General features: G+C 73.8%; 12 protein-coding genes and 1 riboswitch. Of the genes, 5 read left to right on the top strand and 7 right to left on the bottom strand.

Annotation, left to right across the window (positions count from 1 at the left end; genetic code table 11):
- The first annotated feature begins 300 nt into the window (after window positions 1–300).
- The 3 genes from ACIQNG_RS13435 (at window position 301) to ACIQNG_RS13425 (ending at window position 9,754) form a co-directional block, all read left to right on the top strand.
- Window positions 301–8,217 carry an amino acid adenylation domain-containing protein gene (locus tag ACIQNG_RS13435; protein WP_401484712.1) on the top strand — a complete coding sequence of 2,639 codons (7,917 nt, stop codon included), beginning with the start codon at window positions 301–303 and terminating at the stop codon, window positions 8,215–8,217.
- A gap of 89 nt (window positions 8,218–8,306) precedes the next feature.
- The gene (locus tag ACIQNG_RS13430) at window positions 8,307–8,537 is read left to right on the top strand and encodes an MbtH family protein (RefSeq protein WP_401485101.1); all 231 of its coding nucleotides are present in this window, start codon (window positions 8,307–8,309) and stop codon (window positions 8,535–8,537) included.
- Entirely contained in the window at window positions 8,534–9,754 is a 1,221-nt protein-coding gene (locus ACIQNG_RS13425; protein WP_401484710.1) for a cytochrome P450, read from the top strand. Before ACIQNG_RS13430 ends, ACIQNG_RS13425 begins: the two co-directional genes overlap by 4 nt.
- A 70-nt stretch (window positions 9,755–9,824) precedes the next feature.
- Here ACIQNG_RS13425 and ACIQNG_RS13420 read toward each other — a convergent pair whose 3' ends face one another.
- The 6 genes from ACIQNG_RS13420 to ACIQNG_RS13395 all read right to left on the bottom strand — a co-directional run bounded on the left by ACIQNG_RS13420 (window position 9,825) and on the right by ACIQNG_RS13395 (window position 16,505).
- Window positions 9,825–10,841, bottom strand: coding sequence for an aldo/keto reductase family protein (locus ACIQNG_RS13420; RefSeq protein ID WP_401484709.1), 1,017 nt, complete (start codon window positions 10,839–10,841; stop codon window positions 9,825–9,827).
- Between the two features lie 40 nt (window positions 10,842–10,881).
- Entirely contained in the window at window positions 10,882–12,231 is a 1,350-nt protein-coding gene (locus ACIQNG_RS13415; RefSeq protein WP_401484707.1) for an MFS transporter, read from the bottom strand.
- A 29-nt stretch (window positions 12,232–12,260) separates the two neighbouring features.
- Window positions 12,261–13,601, bottom strand: coding sequence for a guanine deaminase (guaD, locus tag ACIQNG_RS13410; RefSeq protein ID WP_401484705.1), 1,341 nt, complete (start codon window positions 13,599–13,601; stop codon window positions 12,261–12,263).
- 173 nt (window positions 13,602–13,774) lie between these two features.
- Window positions 13,775–14,608 carry an alpha/beta fold hydrolase gene (locus tag ACIQNG_RS13405; RefSeq protein ID WP_401484703.1) on the bottom strand — a complete coding sequence of 278 codons (834 nt, stop codon included), beginning with the start codon at window positions 14,606–14,608 and terminating at the stop codon, window positions 13,775–13,777.
- A 97-nt stretch (window positions 14,609–14,705) separates the two neighbouring features.
- Window positions 14,706–15,596 carry a hypothetical protein gene (locus ACIQNG_RS13400; protein WP_401484701.1) on the bottom strand — a complete coding sequence of 297 codons (891 nt, stop codon included), beginning with the start codon at window positions 15,594–15,596 and terminating at the stop codon, window positions 14,706–14,708.
- 225 nt (window positions 15,597–15,821) lie between these two features.
- The gene (locus ACIQNG_RS13395) at window positions 15,822–16,505 is read right to left on the bottom strand and encodes a MerR family transcriptional regulator (protein ID WP_401484699.1); all 684 of its coding nucleotides are present in this window, start codon (window positions 16,503–16,505) and stop codon (window positions 15,822–15,824) included.
- On the opposite strand from ACIQNG_RS13395, the gene ACIQNG_RS13390 reads away from it, so the two are divergent.
- Window positions 16,504–17,769, top strand: a complete 1,266-nt coding sequence (locus ACIQNG_RS13390) for an ABC transporter ATP-binding protein (protein ID WP_401484697.1) — start codon at window positions 16,504–16,506, stop codon at window positions 17,767–17,769. The two genes, ACIQNG_RS13395 and ACIQNG_RS13390, sit on opposite strands and share 2 nt — an antisense overlap.
- 222 nt (window positions 17,770–17,991) lie before the next feature.
- A riboswitch (cobalamin riboswitch) is annotated at window positions 17,992–18,113 on the top strand.
- A 97-nt stretch (window positions 18,114–18,210) separates the two neighbouring features.
- On the top strand, window positions 18,211–18,723 hold the full coding sequence (locus tag ACIQNG_RS13385; protein ID WP_401484695.1) for a DUF4430 domain-containing protein: 513 nt from the start codon (window positions 18,211–18,213) through the stop codon (window positions 18,721–18,723).
- Window positions 18,724–18,732: 9 nt separating this feature from the next.
- Here ACIQNG_RS13385 and ACIQNG_RS13380 read toward each other — a convergent pair whose 3' ends face one another.
- Window positions 18,733–20,172: a prenyltransferase/squalene oxidase repeat-containing protein gene (locus tag ACIQNG_RS13380; protein ID WP_401484693.1), complete on the bottom strand. Its 1,440-nt coding sequence runs from the start codon at window positions 20,170–20,172 to the stop codon at window positions 18,733–18,735.
- Window positions 20,173–20,192 lie beyond the last annotated feature (20 nt).

The following is a 20,192-nucleotide window of genomic DNA, read 5'->3' as shown; positions in this document are numbered from 1 at the left end:
GGCTTCCGGCCAATGTCGTGCACCCCGAGTAGTCGAACGGATACCGAACTTGAAGCGCTCCGTGGCCGGGCGGGACCCGTCCCCCGGTGCCGGAAGCAAGCGCTCCGGCCTGCACACCAGCGGCGTTGCGCAGGGTTGCCGATCCGTGACGCTATGTGCGCGAGAAAAGCCGAAAACATGACTATGGCAATACGCGGTCCCGACATTCTCTGACACGATTCGCCGCGCGTCTTCGAGCAACCTGTGCCCCAGTCCGTCTGGTCCGTCCCCACGCCAGGAGTGCAGAGGAGTTCCGTGCACGTGTCTGTCCCGCACCCTTCGGGGCGTCTTCCCGAGGGCCCCGCCGAACGTCCTGCCGAACGACCCGAGGTGCATCCCGCCGAACAGCACCGCCCTGCCACCCCCGCCGCCCACGGCGCGTCGGCCGACCCCGACGTGCCCGACGTGCCCGACGTGCCCGACGTGCCCGACCTGAGCCTTCCCCGGGCGTTCGCCCGACAGGTCGGGCGCACCCCCGACGCCCCGGCCCTGATCAGCGGCCCACTCACCCTGACCTACCGCCAACTGGACGCCCGGGTCGCCGCTCTGGCCCACCGGCTCACGGCCGAGGGCGTCGGCCGCGAGTCCGTCGTGGGCGTCCTGCTCGACCGCTCGGCGGAACTGGTCGTCGCCCTGCTCGCGGTCGCCCGGTCCGGTGGCTGCTACCTGCCGCTGGACCCCCGACAGCCGACCGCGCGCCTCACGTCGCTGCTGGACCGCACGGACGCAGGGCTGCTGCTGACGGCCGAGGGGGCGCCGCCGCCATCGGCCGCCGCCGGCCGGCACACCGTCGCGGTGCCCCCGGCCGACCGCCTCCCCACCGACCCCGGGACCGGGCGGGCCTCCGACGGCCCGCACAGCACCGTGGATCCGGAGCAGTTGGCGTACGTCATGTTCACCTCCGGCTCCACCGGCACCCCCAAGGGCGTCGCGGTCACCCACCGCAACGTGGTGGGCCTGACCGAGGACCGCGCCTGGCACGGCGGCGCGCACCGACGGATGCTGCTCCACTCACCACACGCCTTCGACGCCTCCACCTACGAACTGTGGGTGCCGCTGCTCACCGGCGGCGCCGTGGTGGTGGCACCGGCCGAACCGGACGCCCGCACGGTGGCGGAGGCCGTCACCGGGTACGGCGTCACCGCGATGTGGGTGACGGCCGGGCTGTTCGCCGTCCTCGCGGAGGAGGACCCGGCGTGCTTCGCCGGACTGCGCGAGGTGTGGACCGGCGGCGACGAGGTCCCGGCCCCCGCCGTGCGCCGGGTCCTGGCCGCCTGCCCGGACACCGCCGTCGTCAACGGCTACGGCCCCACCGAGACCACCACCTTCGCCACCTGCCACCGCGTCAGCGACGCCACCGCCCTCGGCACGGTGGTCCCGATCGGCACCGCCATGGCCGGGATGCGCACCCATGTGCTCGACGCGCGACTGCGTCCGGTCCCGCCCGGCGGCACGGGAGAGCTGTACCTCGGCGGCTCGGGCCTGGCCCGCGGCTACTGGGGGCAGTCCGCGCGGACCGCCGAGCGCTTCGTCGCCGACCCGCACGGCGCACCCGGCGCCCGTCTCTTCCGCACCGGCGACCTGGTACGCCGTGGCCACGAGGGAGCACTGGAGTTCGTCGGCCGCGGCGACGACCAGGTCAAGATTCGGGGCTTCCGGGTCGAGCCCGGCGAGGTCACCGCCGTCCTCGGCACCCACCCCGACCTCGCGCGGGCCACCGTCGTCGCCCGCCCCGACCGCGCCGGCCAGCAGCGGCTGATCGCCTACGTCGTCCCCGCCGAACCCGACCCGGACGCGAGACCCGGCGCCGAGGACGAGCCCGTCTCCCAGTGGCGGCGGATCTACGACACCCTCTACCAGGACACCGCCCGAGCCCCCTTCGGCGAGGACTTCTCCGGCTGGAACAGCAGCTACGACGGACGGCCCATCCCACCGGAGCAGATGCGCGAGTGGCGGGACGCGACCGTGACCCGGATCCGCGAACTCCGCCCCCGCCGGGTGCTGGAGATCGGCGTGGGCACCGGCCTGCTGCTCGCCCGCTTGGCGGCCGAGTGCGAGACCTACTGGGGCACCGACCTCTCGCCCCAGGCCGTCGCCGCGCTGGAGAGCCACGTACGCAAGGACCCGGACCTGGCCGGCCGCGTCGAACTGCGCGCCCTGCCCGCCGACCGCACCGGGGAACTCCCGCACGGCTTCTTCGACACCGTCGTCGTCAACTCGGTCACCCAGTACTTCCCCGACGGCGGCTACCTCGCCGACGTCCTCACCGCGGCGATGGACCTGCTGGCCCCCGGCGGCGCCGTGTTCGTCGGCGACGTACGGCAGTTGCGACTGCTGCGCACCTTCCACACGGACGTCCACCTGCACCGATCCGACGGGCCGCACGAGGGCGCGGCCCTGTGCGCGGCCGTGGAGCAGAGCCTGGTCCGGGAGAAGGAACTGCTGGTCGACCCCGCCTTCTTCACCGAACTGGCCGCCGCCCTGCCCGAGGCCATCGGCAGTGAGGTACGGGTCAAGCGGGGCCGGTACGTCAATGAGCTGACCCGCTACCGGTACGACGTGGTGCTGCGCAAGGCGGGTGGCCCCCCGGGCACGGTTCCGGTCCCGGTGCCGTCCGAGGGCCGGGAACTCGCCCTCGGGCGGGACTTCGCGACCCTCGCCGACCTCGCCGAACTGGCCGGTCGGTCGGGGCGGTCCGGAACGGGCGAGGTCAGGGTGACCGGAGTCCCCGACGCCCGGCTCCGGTCCGTCCACCACGCGATACGGACCCTGGCGGACGAGCGAGGGGAATCGCGAGGGGACGTCCGGACGGACGAGCGAGGGGACCGGACGGATAACCGGACGGATGGCCGGGTGGATGGCCGGACGGACGGCCGGGTGGACGGCCGGGTGGACGGTGGGGCCCACGCCCACGCCGGTCGATTACCCCAGCCGCCGCACCCGCCCGAGCCGCCGCACTCGCCCGAGCCCTCGGCCTCGTCCGAGCCGCCGCACCCGCCCGCGCCCCCGGCCTCGCCCGAGCGGACGCACTCGCCCGAGCCCCCGGCCGTGCCCGAGCCGCCTGATCTGGAGGACTTCCACCACCTCGCCGACGCCCTCGGGATGCGGGCCTCCGCCGTCTGGTCGGCCACCGCACCCGAGACCCTCGACATCACCCTCACCACCCGCCCCCCGGGCACCCCCGGCCCCACCGCGCCCCGGGCGACCGGCGCCCCCCTGACCTCGCTGGTCAACGCCCCGGCCCGGGCCCGCGACACCGGCGCGCTGCTCGCCTCCGTCCGCGCCTACCTCGGCGACCGGCTGCCGGAGTACCTGATGCCGGCCGCGACCGTCGTGCTGGAGAGCCTGCCCCTGACCGCCAACGGCAAGGTCGACCGGCAGCGGCTCCCCGAGCCCGGCGCGGGCACGGACCCGGACGGACGGCCGCCGCGCGATCCGCTGGAGCGGCTGCTGTGCGAACTGTTCGCCGCGATCCTCGGCGTCGGCGAGGTCACCATCGACGACAGCTTCTTCGCACTCGGCGGCCACTCGCTCTCCGCCACCCGGCTCAGCACCCGGCTCCGCGCGGCGCTCGGCGTGGAACTGCCGGTGCGCAGTGTCTTCGAGACGCCCACGGTCGCCGGACTGGCCGACGCGGTACGGCTCGCCTCGGCCGGACAGCGCCCCGCGCTCACCACGGCGGACCGCCCCGAGCGCGTACCGCTGTCCTACGCCCAGCGCCGGCTCTGGTTCCTCGGCCAACTGGACGACGTGGGCCCCGCCTACCATGTGCCGCTGGTCCTCGACCTCGAAGGCCCGCTGGACCGGACCGCCCTGGAGCGGGCCCTCACCGACGTACTGACCCGGCACGAGAGCCTGCGGACCGTCTTCCCCCAGGTCGCGGGGGTGCCCTACCAGCGGGTGCTGGAGGGCGCGGAGGCCCGCATCCGACTCGGGACCACGGACGTCACCGATGTCACCGATAGCACCGATGTCACCGATATCACCGACGTCACCGGAGAGTCCGCGTTGACCGCGGCGATCGCGGCCGTGGTGCGTCCGCCCTTCGACCTCGCCCGTGACCTGCCGGTCCGCGCCCGGCTGCTGCGCACCGCGCCGCACCGGCACGTCCTCGCCCTGGTGGTCCATCACATCGCCTGCGACGGCTGGTCCCTCGCCCCGCTGTGGCGCGACCTCGCCGCCGCCTACACCGCCCGCAGGGCGGGCCGCGCCCCGGACCCCGCGCCGCTGCCGGTCCAGTACGCCGACTACACGCTCTGGCAGCGCGCCCTGCTCGGCGACCAGGGCGACCCGCACAGCGCCGCCGCCCGGCAACTCGACCACTGGCGCGACACACTCGCCGACCTGCCCGAGCGGACGACCCTGCCCACCGCGCGAAGGAACCCGACCGCCACCCCCGCGGCGGGCAGCCCCGGCGCCACCGTGCACTTCACCCTGGACGCCCCCCTGCACCGGCAGGTGACCCGCGTGGCCGAGGAATGGGGCGCCAGTGTCTTCATGGTGCTGCACGCCGCGCTGGCCGCACTGCTGACCAAGCTCGGCGCGGGCCGGGACATCGTGATCGGCACCCCGGTGGCCGGGCGCACCGACCACGCGCTCGACGACCTCGTCGGGTTCTTCGTCAACACCCTGGTCCTGCGCACCGACACCTCCGGCAACCCCGCCTTCCGCGACCTGCTGGCCCGGGTCCGGGAGGCCGACCTCGCCGCCTACGCCCACCAGGACCTGCCCTTCGAGCGGCTGGTCGACGCCCTGGCCCCCACGCGCGGCCCCGGCCGGCACCCGCTGTTCCAGGTGCTGCTCGCACTCCAGAACGCCCCGAGCCACCCCCCGGACCTCCCCGGACTGACCGTCACCCCACGGCACGCCGACACCGGGGCCTCCCGCCTCGACCTCGCGCTCAGCCTGGAGGAACGCCACGGCCCCGACCGGCGCGCGGACGGCATGACCGGGGTCGCGGAGTACCGTACCGACCTGTTCGACCGGACCGACGTGGAGCAACTGCTCAGCCGCTTCACCCGGCTGCTGGCCGAGGCCACCGCCGACCCCGGGCGCCGACTCGGCTCCCTCGACGTGGTGCTGCCCGAGGAACGCGCCCGGTTGCTCGCCCGGAGCGGACAGCCCGACGAGGACGTACCCCGCAGCACCCTGCCGGAGCTGTTCCGCACCCAGGCCCGACGCACCCCGCGCGCCGTCGCACTGCGCCACGACGACGGCACCGGACGGGTCCGCACCGTCGACTACCGCACACTGGACCGCCGTTCCAGCAGACTGGCACGCGAACTGATCGCCCACGGCATCGGCCCGGAGCACCTGGTGGGCATCGCCCTGCCGCGCACCCCCCAGGCGGTCGTCGCCGCCCTCGCCGTACTGAAGGCCGGCGGCGCCTACCTCCCCCTGGACCCCGCCCACCCGGCCGCGCACCTGACGCTCGTCGCACAGGACGCCCGCCCGGCCGTCCTGCTCACCGACACCGCCACCGCGCCCGCCCTGCCCGACACCCTCGATCAGCCGAGGATCGTGCTGGACACCCAGGCCGTCCGGCGCGCGGTGGCCGGCCGCTCCGGCGCCCCCGTCACCGACGCCGACCGACAGGCCCCGCTGACCTGCGAGCATCCCGCGTACCTCGTCTACACCTCCGGATCCACCGGCCGCCCCAAGGGCGTGGTGGTCACCCACTCCGGCATCGCCGGGCTGGTCGAGGCACAGCGGCGCCGGTTCGGGGTGACGGCGGACAGCCGCGTCCTCCAGTTCGCCCCGCACGCCTTCGACGGCGCCGTATGGGAGGTGTGGGGCGCGCTGCTGACCGGTGCGACGCTCGTCATGGCACCCGCGGAGGCCATCGCGCCCGGCCCCGCGCTCACCGCGCTGGTGGCCCGGCACCGGATCAGCCACGCGACCCTGCCCCCGGCCGCCCTCAGCGTGCTGGAGCCCGCCCGGCTGCCGTCCCTCACCTCCATGATCGTCTCCGGTGAGGCGTCCTCCGGCGAGACGGTCCGCCGCTGGTCGCCCGGGCGGCGCCTGCTCAACGGCTACGGCCCCACCGAGACCACCGTGTGCGCCACCCTCAGCGGCGCGCTGTCCGCCCCCGTCACCCCGCCCCTCGGCCGCGCCACCGTCAACGCCCGCGTCTACGTCCTCGACCACGACCTGTGCCTGGTGCCGCCCGGCGTGGTCGGCGAACTGCACGTCGCCGGGGCCGGGGTGGCCCGCGGCTATCTGCGCCGCCACGCCCTGACCGCGGACCGGTTCGTGGCCGACCCGTTCGGCGCGCCCGGCAGCCGGATGTACCGGACCGGTGACCTGGCGCGCTGGAACCCCGACGGCGAGCTGGAGTTCATCGGCCGCGCCGACGACCAGGTCAAGATCCGGGGCTTCCGGGTCGAACCCGGCGAGACCGAGGCCGCCCTCCAGGCCCTGCCCGGGGTGGCACAGGCGGTGGTCGTACCCCGCCCGGACCGGCACGGCGGCACCCTGCTCGCCGGGTACGCCGTCCCCACCCCGTCCGGCCCCCGCCCCGACGGCCACACCCTGCGGGCCCGGCTGGCCGACCGGCTCCCCGACCATCTGGTCCCGGCCGTGGTCACGGTGCTGGACGCCCTGCCGGTCACCCGCACCGGCAAGATCGACCGGACCGCCCTCCCGGCACCCGACTTCACGGCCCTGCCGACGGGACGGGCCCCGCGCACCGCACGCGAACGACTGCTGTGCGACCTGTTCGCCGAGGTCCTGAAGGTGCCACAGGTCACCCTCGACGACAGCTTCTTCGACCTGGGCGGGCACTCCCTGCTGGTGCCCCGGCTGATCAGCGCGATCCAGCTCCGTACGGGCGTCACCGTGGCGGTCCGCACGCTCTTCGAGCACCAGACCCCGGGCGCGCTGCTCGCCGTGCTCGACACCCCCGACAGTCCCGCCGGTCCCGGCGGTGCGGGCGGCTCAGCCGGTCCCGGCCCCGACCGGCTGACGGCCGACGCGCGACTCGACCCCGACATCACCGTCCGGCCCGCACCCCGGCCGTCCGACCCCGCCCGCCGCGAAGCCGTCCTGCTGACCGGAGCGACCGGGTTCCTCGGCGCGTTCCTGCTCCGCGAACTCCTCGACCGCACCGACGCCGACATCCACTGCCTGGTCCGGGCCGACACCGAGGCCCAGGCCCTGCGACGCGTCCTGGACGGACTCACCGCACACGGACTCACCACCACCCCGGCCACCCGGCGCCGGATCGTGCCCGTCCCCGGCGACCTGACCCGCCCCCTCCTCGGCCTGGGCCCCGAACGGTTCGAGCACCTCGCCCGCCGGACGGACGCCATCTACCACAACGGCGCCCGCGTCAGCGCCGTCGACCCGTACGACCTGCTGCGCCCCGCCAATGTGTCCGGCACCCAGGAAGTGCTGAGGCTGGCGGCGCGGGCCGGCGGGGCACCCGTGCACCACCTCTCCACCGCCGCCGTCGCCGTGGACCCGGACGCGGACGGCCCCGGGCGGCCCGTGCCCGAGTCACGCCGACTGCGGGCACGGCAGGTGATGCCGGGCGGCTATCCGGCCAGCAAGTGGGTGGCCGAGGAACTGGTGTGGGCGGCCGGTGAACGCGGTGTCCCGGTCACCGTGTACCGCTGCGGCCGGATCAGCGGCCACACCCGCAGCGGGGCCGGCTCCCACCGGGACGTGTTCTGGCATCTGGTGCGCGCCATGCTGCTGGTGGGCGCGGCACCGACCCCGGAGCCCTGCCCGTTCGGCCCGCCGCTGGTCGACCTCGTCCCCGTCGACCACGTCGCCGCCGCCGTCGTGGCCCTCTCCCGACACCCCGGCAGCACGGGCCTCGCCCACCATCTGGTCTGCCCCACCCCCGTCGAGGTCACCGACATCCTGGACCTGCTGCGCGCCCGCGGCTACCGGCTGGACCGACTGAGCCCCGACGCGTGGACACGCACCGTGCACGAGCACGCCCGCACCGGTACGGCGGAACTCGACGCGGCGGTACTGCTCACCGACATCCTGCCCGCGCTCACCCGGCTCGGCGGGCTCCGCTTCGACCGCGCCAACACCCTGGCCGGACTCGCGGACTCGGGCATCACCTTCCCCGCGCTGGACGCCCCGCTGCTCGGGACGTACATCGACCACTTCGTCGGCACCGGCTTCTTCCCGCAGCCCCTGCCCGTGCCGTCGCCGGTCTCCTGACCCCGCACCGCACCCTCCCCTCCCCTCCCCTCCCCTCCACACCGCACCGCACCGCACCGCATTGCCCCACGGAAGGACCACCTGTGAGTGTGAGCAACCCCTGGGACGACGCCGACGCCGTCTTCCTGGTCCTGGTCAACGACGAGGAACAGCACAGTCTGTGGCCCGCGTTCACCCCCGTCCCGGCCGGCTGGCGCACCGCGCACGGCCCGGCCGCCCGCACCGAGTGCCTGGCCTACGTCGACAAGCACTGGACCGACCTGCGGCCCAAGAGCCTCATCAGCCGCACCGACCGACTCCAGGAGGCACGCACCGCATGACCGAGCGGACCACACCCCAGCGACCGACCGCGCAGACCCCGCCGTCCTACCCCTTCCACGAGGCCGTCGCCCTCGACGTGGACCCGGTCTACGAACGTCTGCGCGCCGAGGAGCCCGTGGTGCGGGTCTCCTGCCCGTACGGCGAGGACGCCTGGCTGGTCACCCGGCACGCCGACATGAAGACCATCCTCGGCGACCCCCGCTTCAGCCGCGCCCTGGCCGCCGAGCACGACGAGTCACGGCTGACCCCGCTGCCCATCCACACCAGCATCCTCGGCATGGACGGGCACGACCACGCCCGGCTGCGGCGGCTGCTGGCCAAGGTGTTCACCGTGCGCCGCGTGGAGCGGCTGCGTCCGCGCGTCGAACAGGAGGCGGGCGCCCTCATCGACGCGCTGGAGGCGGCGGGTGCCCCCGGCGATCTGATGGAGGGCTTCGCCGTACCGTTCGCGGCCACCGTCATCTGCGATCTGCTGGGCGTGCCGTTCGAGGACCGGGAGCAGTTCCGCGGCTGGCTCGACGCCTTCTCCGCGACCACCGTGATGACACCGGAAGAGATCGAGGAGGACACCCGGCGGCTGTACGACTACATCGGCAAGCTCATGGTACGCCGCCGCGCCGAGCCCCAGGACGACCTGATCAGCGCCATGGTCAAGGCCAGCGACGAGGAGGAGCGACTCTCCGAGCAGGAACTGATCGAACTGGCCAGCGTCCTGCTGATCGCGGGCCATGAGACGGTCTCCTCCCAGCTGATCGACTCCCTCCACGTACTGCTCACCCACCCCGAGGAACTGGCCCGGCTGAGGGAGCGGCCCGCGCTGCTCCCCGGCGCCGTCGAGGAACTCCTGCGCTACGTCCCGCTCATCTCCCATGTCACCTTCGCCCGCTACGCCCGGGAGGACGTGGAACTGAGCGGGACCCTGGTGCGCGCGGGGGAGTCCGTCCTGCCCGCGATCCCCTCCGCCAACCGGGACGCGACGGTCTTCGCGGACCCCGACCGCTTCGACCCCGCCCGGGAGCCCAATCCGCATCTGGGCTTCGGCTACGGCATCCACCGCTGCCTCGGCGCCCCCCTGGCCCGGCTGGAGTTGCTCGTGGCCGTCGACTCCCTGCTCACCCGGTTCCCGGCACTGCGGTGCGCGGTACCGGTGGCGAGCCTGGAATGGAAGGACGGGATGCAGGTGCGCAGTCTGCTGAGGCTGCCCGTGACCTGGTGACGCCGGTCGGCGTCCCGGCGGCGGGGCCCGCTCTCCCACGGGTGCGGGAGAGCGGGCCCCGGCCCGTGCGTCAGGCCAGCCGCCACCGCGGATCCACCGGGCTGCTGGTCTCGGTGAGGGCCGGATCCCGGGTGGCGACCGGACCGAGCAGGGCGTCGACGGCCGCCACCACGTCGTCGTCCAGACGCGCGTCGAGCGCCTTGGCGTTGTCGGTGAGCTGCTCGGGCCGGGACGCGCCGAGCACGGCGGCCGACACGTTCGGATGCCGCAGCACCCAGGCGAGCGCGAGCTGGGCCAGGGTCAGCCCCACGTCACCGGCGATCGGCCGCAACCGCTGCACCCGGCCCAGGACATCGTCGGTGAGCCAGGGCGTCAGCACCTCGGTGCCGTCGTTGGTGTCGGCGGCCCGCGAGCCCTCCGGCCACCCCTGACCCGGCGCATACTTGCCGGTCAGCACCCCCTGGGCCAACGGCGACCACACGATCTGCCCCACGCCCAGCTCCTCGCACACCGGCATCACCTCGGCCTCCGGGACCCGCCACAGCGCCGAGTACTGCGGCTGGTTGGACACCAGCCGGATCCTCAGCTCATGGGCGAGCGCATGACCGCGCCGCACCTGCTCGGCGGTCCACTCGGAGACCCCGATGTAGTGCGCCTTGCCCGAGTGGACCACATCGGCGAACGCCTCCATGGTCTCCTCCAGCGGGGTGGAGTGGTCGTACCGATGGGCCTGGTAGATATCGACGTACTCCATGCCCAGGCGCCGTAGCGAACTCTCGATGGACTCCCTGATGTGCTTGCGGGAGAGCCCCATGTCGTTGCGCCCCGGGCCGGTGGGCGCGAACACCTTGGTGAGCACCTCCAGCCCCTCGCGCCGCTCACCCTTCAGGGCCCGCCCCAGTGACTCCTCCGCCGCCCCCTCCGCGTAGAGGTCCGCCGTGTCGAAGGTGGTGATCCCCACGTCGAGGGCCGCCCGGACACACGCCAGATCTGTCTCCGCACCTCTCGTGGAACTCCGCGTCAGCCAGTTGCCGTAGGCGAGCCGACTCACGATCAACCCGCTGTTGCCCACATGACGGAACTTCATATGACCACGCTAGCAACGCCGTTCACCCCGGCGGCGGGCTTCAGCCAACCTCGGAGGCCCCGCTCCCGCGCGTCCTTCCGGTGTCGTGGATGAAGAAGCCGGCCAGGGCGCCGAGGACGAGCAGGATGGGCATGAGCAGCAGGGCGTGACCGTAGTCGCTCAGGTGGGGGTGGTCCGGCAGAAGACGGCCGGGGATGGCCTGGAGCAGTCCGCCGATGATGAAGCAGACACCGTTGACGATGGCGGCGGAGCTGCCGACCAGCGCGCCCGGGACGGACTCGCCGGCGACGGTGAATCCGAGCATGTGGGCCCCGGCGAAGAGACCGACGCAGAACATGGTGACGACGGAGACACTGTTGGTCTCGCTGGGCAGATAGATCAGCAGCGAGATCGCCGCCGCCTGGAGCAGGACCCCGCACACGGCGGGGACCCGGCGGTTGTTCCAGTGGTCGGAGAGCAGATTGAACAGCGGGGCGCCCACGGCCAGACCCAGCCAGGACATGGCGGTCAGCACGGCGGCCAGGGAGGTCTCGGCGCCGCGCGCCTCCATCAGACGCGGGCCCCACAGCACACCCATGGCGAGCATCGAGCCGAAGGAGACGCCCGCCAGGGCGGCGGACAGCACCACATTGCGGTTGCGGAAACAGGCCCCGAGGTCACGGAAGATGCTGGACACCAGCGGCGGTCGGGCGGGGGTCGCGGCGGAGCGCTGGGCCAGTTCCTCCGGGCCGGGGCCGGGATTGCGGACCAGGAGCGCGAACAGCACGATCAGCACCACACCCCCGGCCCCGAACCCGTTCAGGAGCTGCTGCCAGGTGACCTTGGTGAGCTGCCAGGAGATCACCGGCTGGCCGAAGGCGGAGCCGAGCGAGGCCAGCGACTGCACCAGGCCGAACATCAGCCCGTACCGGGCCGCGGGGAACCACTGGCCGCCGATGTATCCGGCGCCCACGAAGCCGAACGACGAGCCGATGGCCAGTACGACCTGCGCGGCCACCAGCGTGGCCATGTTCGTGGTCTGCGCGTACAGGAAGGCGCCGGCGGTGACGAAGGCCACCGCGACGGCCAGCAGCGGGCGGGAGCCGAACCGGTCCAGCAGGGCCCCGGAGAAGAACTGGCACAGCGCGAACGCCCAGGTGTAGATCGATCCGGCCAGGCTGATCTGGATGACGGTGAGGCCGGCGGTCTTCTGGATCTCCGGTGAGACTACGGCGTACCCCGTCTGGATGGAGAACAGCCAGACGACGAAGACGGTGCACAGCCCCCAGATGATCCAGGCTTCGACCCCGCCGATCCTGCGGTGCGGGCCGTGCAGGATCCTGGCACCGGGATGCTTGCGGTACTCGTGCCCGGTCTCGCCGCCGGACCCGGCGGAAGCGGTGTGCGCCATGAGGGGGTCTCCCGTCGCTCGGTTCGGGCTCAGGCCGCGGACGCGGCGGCGTCGCGGTCGTGGGCCAGGGCGCCGTCGACATAGGTGGCGCGGACCGTACGGTCGTCACCCATCACGGCGAGGACGAACAGCAGTTCCTCGATGTCGCCGGCCCGGGACGTCCGCTCGGCCAGCAGCGGGGTGGCCCGGGGGTCGAGGACCACGAAGTCCGCCTCGTGTCCGGGCGCGAGGGAGCCGACCTTGTCGTCGATGCCCATGGCCTGCGCGCCGCCGAGCGTGGCGAGGAAGAACGCCTTGACCGAGTCGAGCGGATAGTTGCTCAGCTCCGCGACCTTGTACGCCTCGTTCATGGTGGCGAGCAGGGAGAAGCTGGTGCCCGCGCCGATGTCGGTACCGAGCCCGACCCGCATCGGCCGCCGGGGGTCCTTGGCGTCGTGGAGGTGGAACAGTCCGCTGCCCAGGAAGAGGTTCGACGTCGGACAGTGCGCGATCGCCGTGTCCGTCTCCGCGCACCGGCCGCGCTCCCGCCCGGTCAGATGCACCCCGTGGGCGAGGACCGCGCCCGGCCCGAGCAGGCCGTAGTGGTCGTACACGTCCAGGTATCCGCGGCGCTCGGGGAAGAGCGAGCGCACCCAGGAGATCTCCCCGGTGTTCTCGGAGACATGGGTGTGCATCAGCGCCTCCGGATGCTCCTGGCGGAGGGTGCCGGCCGCCTCCAGTTGCGCGGGGGTGCTGGTGGGCGCGAAACGAGGGGTGATGGCGTACAGGTTGCGGCCCGTGCCGTGCCAGCGCTCCAGCAGCGCCTTCGAGTCCTCGTAGCCGGACCGGGCCGTGTCCAGCAGCGCGTCGGGGGCGTTGCGGTCCATCAGCACCTTGCCCGCGGCCATCCGCATCCGGCGGGCCGACGCCTCCTCGAACAGCGCGTCCACCGACGCCGGGTACACGGCGCAGAACGTCAGGGCGGTGGTCGTGCCGTTGCGCAGCAGTTCGTCGCAGAACGAGGACGCGATGCGCCGCGCGTAGTCCGCGTCGGAGAAACGCTGTTCCTCCACGAAGGTGTAGTGGTTCAGCCAGTCGATCAGCTGGGAACCGAAGGCGGCGATGATCTCCGTCTGCACATAGTGGATGTGGGTGTCGACGAAGCCGGCGCTGATCACATGTCCGGGGTAGTGCGTGGGCTCCACCCCCGCAGGGAGCCGGTCGCGCAGCGCGCTGTAGTCACCGCACCCGGTGATCACACCGTTCTCGCAGATCAGCAGCCCGTCACTCTCGTGGACGAAGGCGTCCTCACGGCTGGTGAGGAACGGGTCGCCCGTGAAGCTGACGAGCGGGCCTCGTACCGCTGTCACGTCCGCCGCGGTCGAGTCCATCGCCACCTCCGGGTTCGGGCACACGACACCTGAACCCAGTGCACGCGGGGACGGCCCCGGGGGCAGCCGCTGATCCGCCGAACGGGTGATGCGGGGCGGCGGCCGGGCAGGACGGCGAGCGCCCGGCCACGGGGGACCCCCGCGGCCGGGCGCTCATGCCTTCCCTCGGCCGGTCAGCCGTCCTGGAGGGTGGCGCGCAGGGCGGCGGCGAACTCCTTCGGGGCGTCGACGAAGCCAGTGTGGTCGCCGGGGAAGACGGTCGGCCCGGTGCCCAGCGCCTGCGCGAGCGCGCGGGACGTGCGGTCGCACAGCTGGCCGGCGGAGTCCTCGCCGACGCCGATCACGACGCGGCACGGCACCGCGCGCAACCGGGCGAGGTCGGGCGCCCAGTAGGTGGTGGCACGCATCTCGTGGGCGAACCAGCGGCGTTCGTCCACCACCTGCCGCGCGTCCCGGTCCCCGCCGAACATCTGCTCCACCACCGGCTCGGGCACGGCGATGCCGGCCTGGGCGAAGAACCGCTTCCACGCCCCGATCACATCGCCGCCGAGATAGGCGGTGACCGTCTCCTCGGTCCCGGCACGCAGCTGCGCGCGGTCGTCCAGCAGCTCGATCAGGGGCGGCTCATGGGCGACGACCGTGCGCACCAGCTCGGGGTGCTCCTGCGCCAGCGCCAGGGCGCTGACCGCTCCGCCGCTGGAGCCCAGGACCACCGCCGGGCCCGCGTCGAGGTGGGTGATCAGCCGGGCCAGATCCCCGGCGCGCAGCTCCGGCGTCGACTCCTGCTCGGGGTCGTCGAGCGGGCTGCGGTTGATGCCCCGCGGATCGGTGGTGAGCACCGTGTGATCGGCGGCGAGCAGGTCGGCCAGGGGGGCGAAGGCACCGGCGTCCATGGGCGCGCCGACCAGCACGACGAGCGGGCCCTGCCCCCGTACCTCGTAGTGCAGGCGGGCGCCCGGAACCTCAAGGCTCTGCGCGGGAGCGGAGTCGGGCGTGTCGGTGAGCATGGGGTCCTCCGTGGATCCGTCGTCATCTCTCGACAACCATGACCGTGCGACGGACCCGAACTCATCGCTCCGGGCGGAAGAACGTCGTCGGACCTGCTCACCGGTCGGTCCTCGGGGGCGCGCCGCGGTCGGCCCGCGCCGCCGCCCGGCGGGCCTCGGCCAAGGCGTGCTCCGCCGCGCGCACCGCCCGGTCCGCCGTCGCCGCGGCGGTTTCGGCGGCCGAGCGGTCCTGCCGGGCCCGCGCCAGTTCGCGCTCCAGGCGGCGGACCCGCTCGACCGCCTCCCGGACCCGGCCCGCGACCGCGGTCCGGTCGTCGTGCGCCGAGGCCAGCTCCCGCTCGCGGCTCCGGACCCGGGCGGCGGCTTCCCGGGCCACGACACGGGCCCGCTCCACCTCCCGACGTTCCACCTCCCGGTGCTCCGCCTCCCGGCGCTGTGCCTTCTCGCGGCCGGCGGGCTTCTTCGGCGCGGTGGGGGAGGGGCGGGCCGGGGGAGCGGCGTCCTCGGGTGTGACATCGGCGAAACCGACGGCCGGATCGGGCACCTTGGTGAGCCGGCCCTCCGACCACAGCTCGGCGACATCCGGGCGGGCGAGTACCGCGTGCAGGGTCTGCTCGACCTCACGCAGCACCGGGTCGCCCACCGGCTGTCCGCCCTCCTGGGCCAGGTCGGCGGCCGTACGGGTCAGCGCGGCGACGAGCCGGTGCTGCTCCCGCGCCGCTGTGCGCAACTGCTCGCGGTCCAGGGCCCGGTGCGCCTCGCGGAGGGTGGCCGCCAGCGCGAGGAACCGCTCGGTCTCGTCGGGCCGCTGACGGGCGAGCTGGTTCGCCGCCCACGCCACGAGCACCGGCCGCCGGAGCGCGGCGACGGCTTTCGCCGCGGCGGTGTCCTTCGCCTCGCGCGCCCGGGCGACGTACGCGTCCCGCGCCGCGACGAACTCCGACGGCCGCAGCCCGTACAGCTCCCGAACGACCTCGTCCACATCCACACCGCCACTGTGCGCCGTACGGCTGCGGCCCGAGCGCCACGGCTCCGGTGACGCGGGGACCGTCACCCGAGCGGCAGGACGGTCAGCCGTCCCCGGCGGGGTCCAGACGCCGGGTGTCCCCGAGGCTGACGCGCTGACGGTGGTGGAAGCCTCGATCGGCATCCTGATCCGACCGGCTCGCGGCCCCCTTCGTACGCGCCGTCGTGCGGCGTGCCGACCGTACGGTCATGTCACGGCCGGCCGCCGAGCTGAACCGCCGTCAGGGGGCGGGGTGAACGCGTCGGGCGCGGACCTGGAGTCGGCCTTGCGCCGGTACTGCCGCTGTCGGCAGGCCGCCGAGCAGTACGTGCGGTGACGGCCCCGCGCCGACGGGGTGAACCGGCCTGAACACACGGCGCAGCGGGCGGAGACGTCCGCTGGGTTCATTTCGTCACGCCGGCCGCCGGTCTTTCCGTCACGGAGGGCGGACCGGGCCGCGGCCACCAGGTCCGGTGCCGCGACGCGTCCGCGCGGGGTGTGGCTCGCCAGTTCGCCGTCCAGGTCCGGGCACTGCGTGACGATGTCGTCGTCCGGGCACCGCAGGAGGTGCAGCAGATACGCCCGCGCGCTCTGCAACCGCCGGATCCTCTCCTCGATCTCCCGCGCGTGGCGCCTCACCGTGCCTTGCCATTCCCGGTTCCGGCTGCCGGTGACCACCACCGACGCCTGGTCCAACGGCATCGACCCGGTGACACAGCACAGATAGGCGAGGCCGATCCGGCGGAGGTCGGTCTCGGTGTAGACACGGCGGCCGTTGGTCCGCGGCGGGTCGGGGAGCACCTGCCGGGACTCCCACCATCGCAGGGTCGAAGGGGCGAGGTCGTAGAGGGCCGCCGCCTCGCCGATCGAGACGCCGTGGGGATCGTCCATGGGCCCAGTCGCCCTGCTCGCCCTCTGGGCGCTGCGGCGCGCCGCCAGGATCGCGGAGATCGCCGAGACCGAGCTGGAACGCGCGTCGGCCGCCGTCGCCGGCCGGGCGATCGAACTGGGCCAGGCCCAGCCCGTCCTGCGCGCCGCGGGCCACGCCCACGGCACCCCCCGGATGCGCGCCGCGCTGGCGGACCACCGCGCGACCTACCGGGACGGCATGCGCCGCGCCAGGCGGCCGTTCTTCGTGTACACGGGCGTCATCGTGGCCGGCTTCGTCGCGGTGCTCGCGCTCGCCGCCGAACTGGCCCTCAGCGGGCGGGTCCAGGTCGCCGAGGCGATCGTGCTGCTGGTGCTGGCCGCCCGCTTCCTGGAACCCCTCGGCAACCTCATCGACCTCATCGGGGCCCTGCGCGCGATGACCAACAAGATCTCCCGCATCGAGGAGATGCTGGCCCTGCCCGCACTGCCGGTCCCGGCCGCTCCGGTACGCGGGATCGCCGCGCCCGACGTGGAGTTCTCCCGGGTCACCTTCACCTACCCCGGCGGCGACGCACCCGCGCTGAGCGACGTCTCGCTGCACTGCCGCCCCGGCACCACCACGGCGCTGGTCGGCCCCTCGGGGTCCGGGAAGACGACCGTCACCCGGCTCGTCGCCCGGTTCTTCGACGTCGACGCGGGCCGGGTGAGCATCGGCGGTGTCGATGTACGCGCACTCGACCCCGCCGTCCTCAAGGACGAGATCGCCATCGTCTTCCAGGACGTCTACCTGTTCGACGACACGATCGAGAACAATCTGCGGCTGGCCCACCCGGACGCCACCCATGACGAGCTGGAGAAGGCCGCCGCCGCGGCCCGGCTGGACGAGGTGATCGAGCGGCTGCCCGACGGCTGGCGCACCCGCGTCGGTGAGGCCGGCGCCCAGTTGTCCGGGGGCGAGCGGCAGCGCGTCGCGATCGCCCGGGCCATGCTCAAGCGGGCCCGCGTCGTCCTTGTGGACGAGGCCAGTTCCGCGCTCGACCCGGTGAACGAGGCCGCGATCACGCAGGCCATCGCCAACCTCGGCGACGACCCCGACCGCACGGTCATCGTGATCGCCCACCGGCCCGCGACCCTGGCCGCCGCCGACCACGTGGTCTCACTCGACGCGGGCCGCGTCACCGAGGCCGGGACCGCCGCCGAACTCCTGCGTTCGGGCGGGGCGTTCGCCCGCCTCAGCCGCCAGTACGAGCGGACCCGGCACTGGCGGATCACCCCCACCGGCTGAGGTGCTCGCGCCCCGCACCCCATGGACGACGCGCTCGCGCACCTCCGTGCGTGACATACGCCTCCCGCGCACCCTCGCCGGACTGCTCGGCGGCGGCGCGTACCGGTGGGGCTGCTGGTGCGCGCGCAGCGGCGCCTCGGATGAACCTCGCCGCGGATCGGAGCGCCGTCTGGCGCGGCGGGCTCGACCGGGCCTAATCTGCGGGCGTTTGGCGCACCTCGCCGACACCACAACCGAACAGGCGCACGCGTGGGGGAAGCCGGTGGGAATCCGGCACTGACCTGCAACCGTGTACGGCCCGCCGGCCGTGAGTCGGAAGGCCCGCCGTGCGCCGTGCACCGCTTCCCCCTGTCATGGTCCGCAGCGTGAAGCCGGGAGCCCGCCCCAACGGTCGGCGCTCCCCGCCGCGCGGCCGGCCCTCCGCACCAGGAAGGCACGCTCATGCGCCGCACCTCCACCCACCGCACCTCCGCCTACCGCGCCCTCGTCGCCGCGAGCGCCCTCGGGCTCGCCCTCGCCTCCGCCCCCGCCGTCGCCCACACCCAGCCCGGCACCGGCGCGCACGGCACCAACGCCCCCGTCAAGGTCACCGTCACCGTGCAGGGTCCGGACGGACTGCTCTACAAGGGCAGGGTCAAGACCCGCGGGCACGAGGTGACGACCGCGAGCGGCGGCACCCACAGGTGCGACGGCACCAACGGCGGCGCCCACCCCAGCGCCGTGCCCACCCCCACCGCCGCACTCGACGACGCCGCCCGGAAGGCCCACTTCACGTGGGACGGCACCTGGTACCCGTCCTTCGAGGACTACTTCGTGGAGAGCGTCAAGAACGTCAGCGGGGGCGGGGTCGCCTACTGGAACATCTCCGTCAACGGGACCTCCACCCCCGTCGGCGGCTGCCAGTTCAAGCTGAACGCGGGCGACCAGGTGGCGTTCACCTGGACGGCGCTCTGAGGTCTGCCGTCACGCGCCCCAGCGCACGGCGATGGTGTCGCCCACCCCGATGGTCCGCTCGCGTGTCGCCGAGGTGAACGCGGAACCGTCGACGCTCACCTTCCAGGTGTTCGTACCGCTGTCGGCCTTCCCGTTGAGGGAGGTGATCGCGCCCGTGCCGGAGGACGGGGTCAGCGCGGTGACACAGCCGGACGGGGTGGCGGCGCCGAGCGCCGCGTCCAGGACGGCCCCCAGGGTCGTCGTCGTACCCGTCGGGGTCAGGGCGACCGAGCAGACCTTGAGGCCGCCCGCCCCGTCGTCGACCGTGAGGGCCAGCCGGGTCGCCGTGCCGGACGTGAAGGAGCCCTGGCCCACCCATCGCGGGGCGCCCGGCGTCGTCGGGACCGGCGGGGCGGAGGTGAAGCCGCCGCCCGCCACCGCGCGCAGCCCGTCGATGGAGGCGTACGCCGACGGCGCGGTGTCACTGGGCAGGTACTTGAAGCCGCCGCCCGGGTTGAACTGCTGGGCGATGAGGAAGTCCACCGGCGTCTTGCCCAGGGCGGTGAGGAAGTCACCGGTCTGCGGGTTGATGCCGCAGGCGTTGAGGCCGGAGACCGCCCAGCCGTTGGAGTCGGTGTTGACCCCGAACATGGCGTTGAAGGCGCCGCTGTTCGCGACGAGCTTGCTCTTGAGGAACGCCTTGGCCTGCGTGATGTCCGGGTCCGTGTTCGGGACGCCGGACACACACAGCGCGGCCATCGCGGCGCCGGTCATGTCGATGTCGCTGGGGGCGGCGAGCTGGGCCGGGTTGCCCTCGGCCTTGCTGTAGTTCCAGCCGCCGTCGTTGTGCTGGTTGGCGCGGACCCGGGTGACCATCGCGTCCCGCAGGGATTGGGGGACGCGGACCTGCCCGGACTGGGTCCTCGCCCCGTTCAGCGCGAGCGCCGCGAAGACCGTGCCGTTGAAGGTGGCCGAGGGGCCGAAGTAGCCGGGCTCCGCGGTCTGCCAGTACCGGTAGATGTCCGCTATCAGGTTCCGGGACGCCGAGACCCGGGCCGGGTCGATACCGGCCGCGTAGGCGTTGAGCGTCGCCCGCTCGTAGTCGGTGACCACGGGGGTGGCGGAGGGCCAGCCGCTCGTCGAGAGCAGAGCGCGGTAGACGGTTCTGGCGTTCTTCGTGGTGTCCCCGCCCGGTGCGACGTCCACGGCGGCGGTCCCGGCCGGGGCGAACGCGCTGAACGCCCACTCGTTGGACAGCCCCGGCCCGGCGTACGAACCGTCCGCCGCCTGGAGGGACTTGAGATAGGCGACGCCATTGGTCTTGGAGGTGGCGATCTGCCCCGGCGTGGCGGTTGCCGAGGCGGGCAGCGCGGTGAGCGCGAAGGCGCCGAGCCCGGCGGCCGAGGTGAGGACGAGACGCCGTACGACCACCCGGCGGGAACGGCGTACGGCGGTGACGGGACGGGACATGGGCTGCTCCTGGGATCAGG

This window comes from Streptomyces sp. NPDC091377, assembly GCF_044757045.1.
Taxonomy (GTDB): domain Bacteria; phylum Actinomycetota; class Actinomycetes; order Streptomycetales; family Streptomycetaceae; genus Streptomyces.
This window is presented reverse-complemented; position numbering and strand designations above follow the sequence as displayed.

Excerpts from the sequence above, each read along its gene's own strand:
- ACIQNG_RS13425 (WP_401484710.1), top strand. The coding sequence starts at position 8,534 with ATGACCGAGCGGACCACACCCCAGCGACCGACCGCGCAGACCCCGCCG.
- ACIQNG_RS13420 (WP_401484709.1), bottom strand. The coding sequence starts at position 10,841 with ATGAAGTTCCGTCATGTGGGCAACAGCGGGTTGATCGTGAGTCGGCTC.
- ACIQNG_RS13415 (WP_401484707.1), bottom strand. The coding sequence starts at position 12,231 with ATGGCGCACACCGCTTCCGCCGGGTCCGGCGGCGAGACCGGGCACGAG.
- guaD (WP_401484705.1), bottom strand. The coding sequence starts at position 13,601 with ATGGACTCGACCGCGGCGGACGTGACAGCGGTACGAGGCCCGCTCGTC.
- ACIQNG_RS13405 (WP_401484703.1), bottom strand. The coding sequence starts at position 14,608 with ATGCTCACCGACACGCCCGACTCCGCTCCCGCGCAGAGCCTTGAGGTT.
- ACIQNG_RS13390 (WP_401484697.1), top strand. The coding sequence starts at position 16,504 with ATGGGCCCAGTCGCCCTGCTCGCCCTCTGGGCGCTGCGGCGCGCCGCC.
- ACIQNG_RS13395 (WP_401484699.1), bottom strand. The coding sequence starts at position 16,505 with ATGGACGATCCCCACGGCGTCTCGATCGGCGAGGCGGCGGCCCTCTAC.
- ACIQNG_RS13385 (WP_401484695.1), top strand. The coding sequence starts at position 18,211 with ATGCGCCGCACCTCCACCCACCGCACCTCCGCCTACCGCGCCCTCGTC.
- ACIQNG_RS13380 (WP_401484693.1), bottom strand. The coding sequence starts at position 20,172 with ATGTCCCGTCCCGTCACCGCCGTACGCCGTTCCCGCCGGGTGGTCGTA.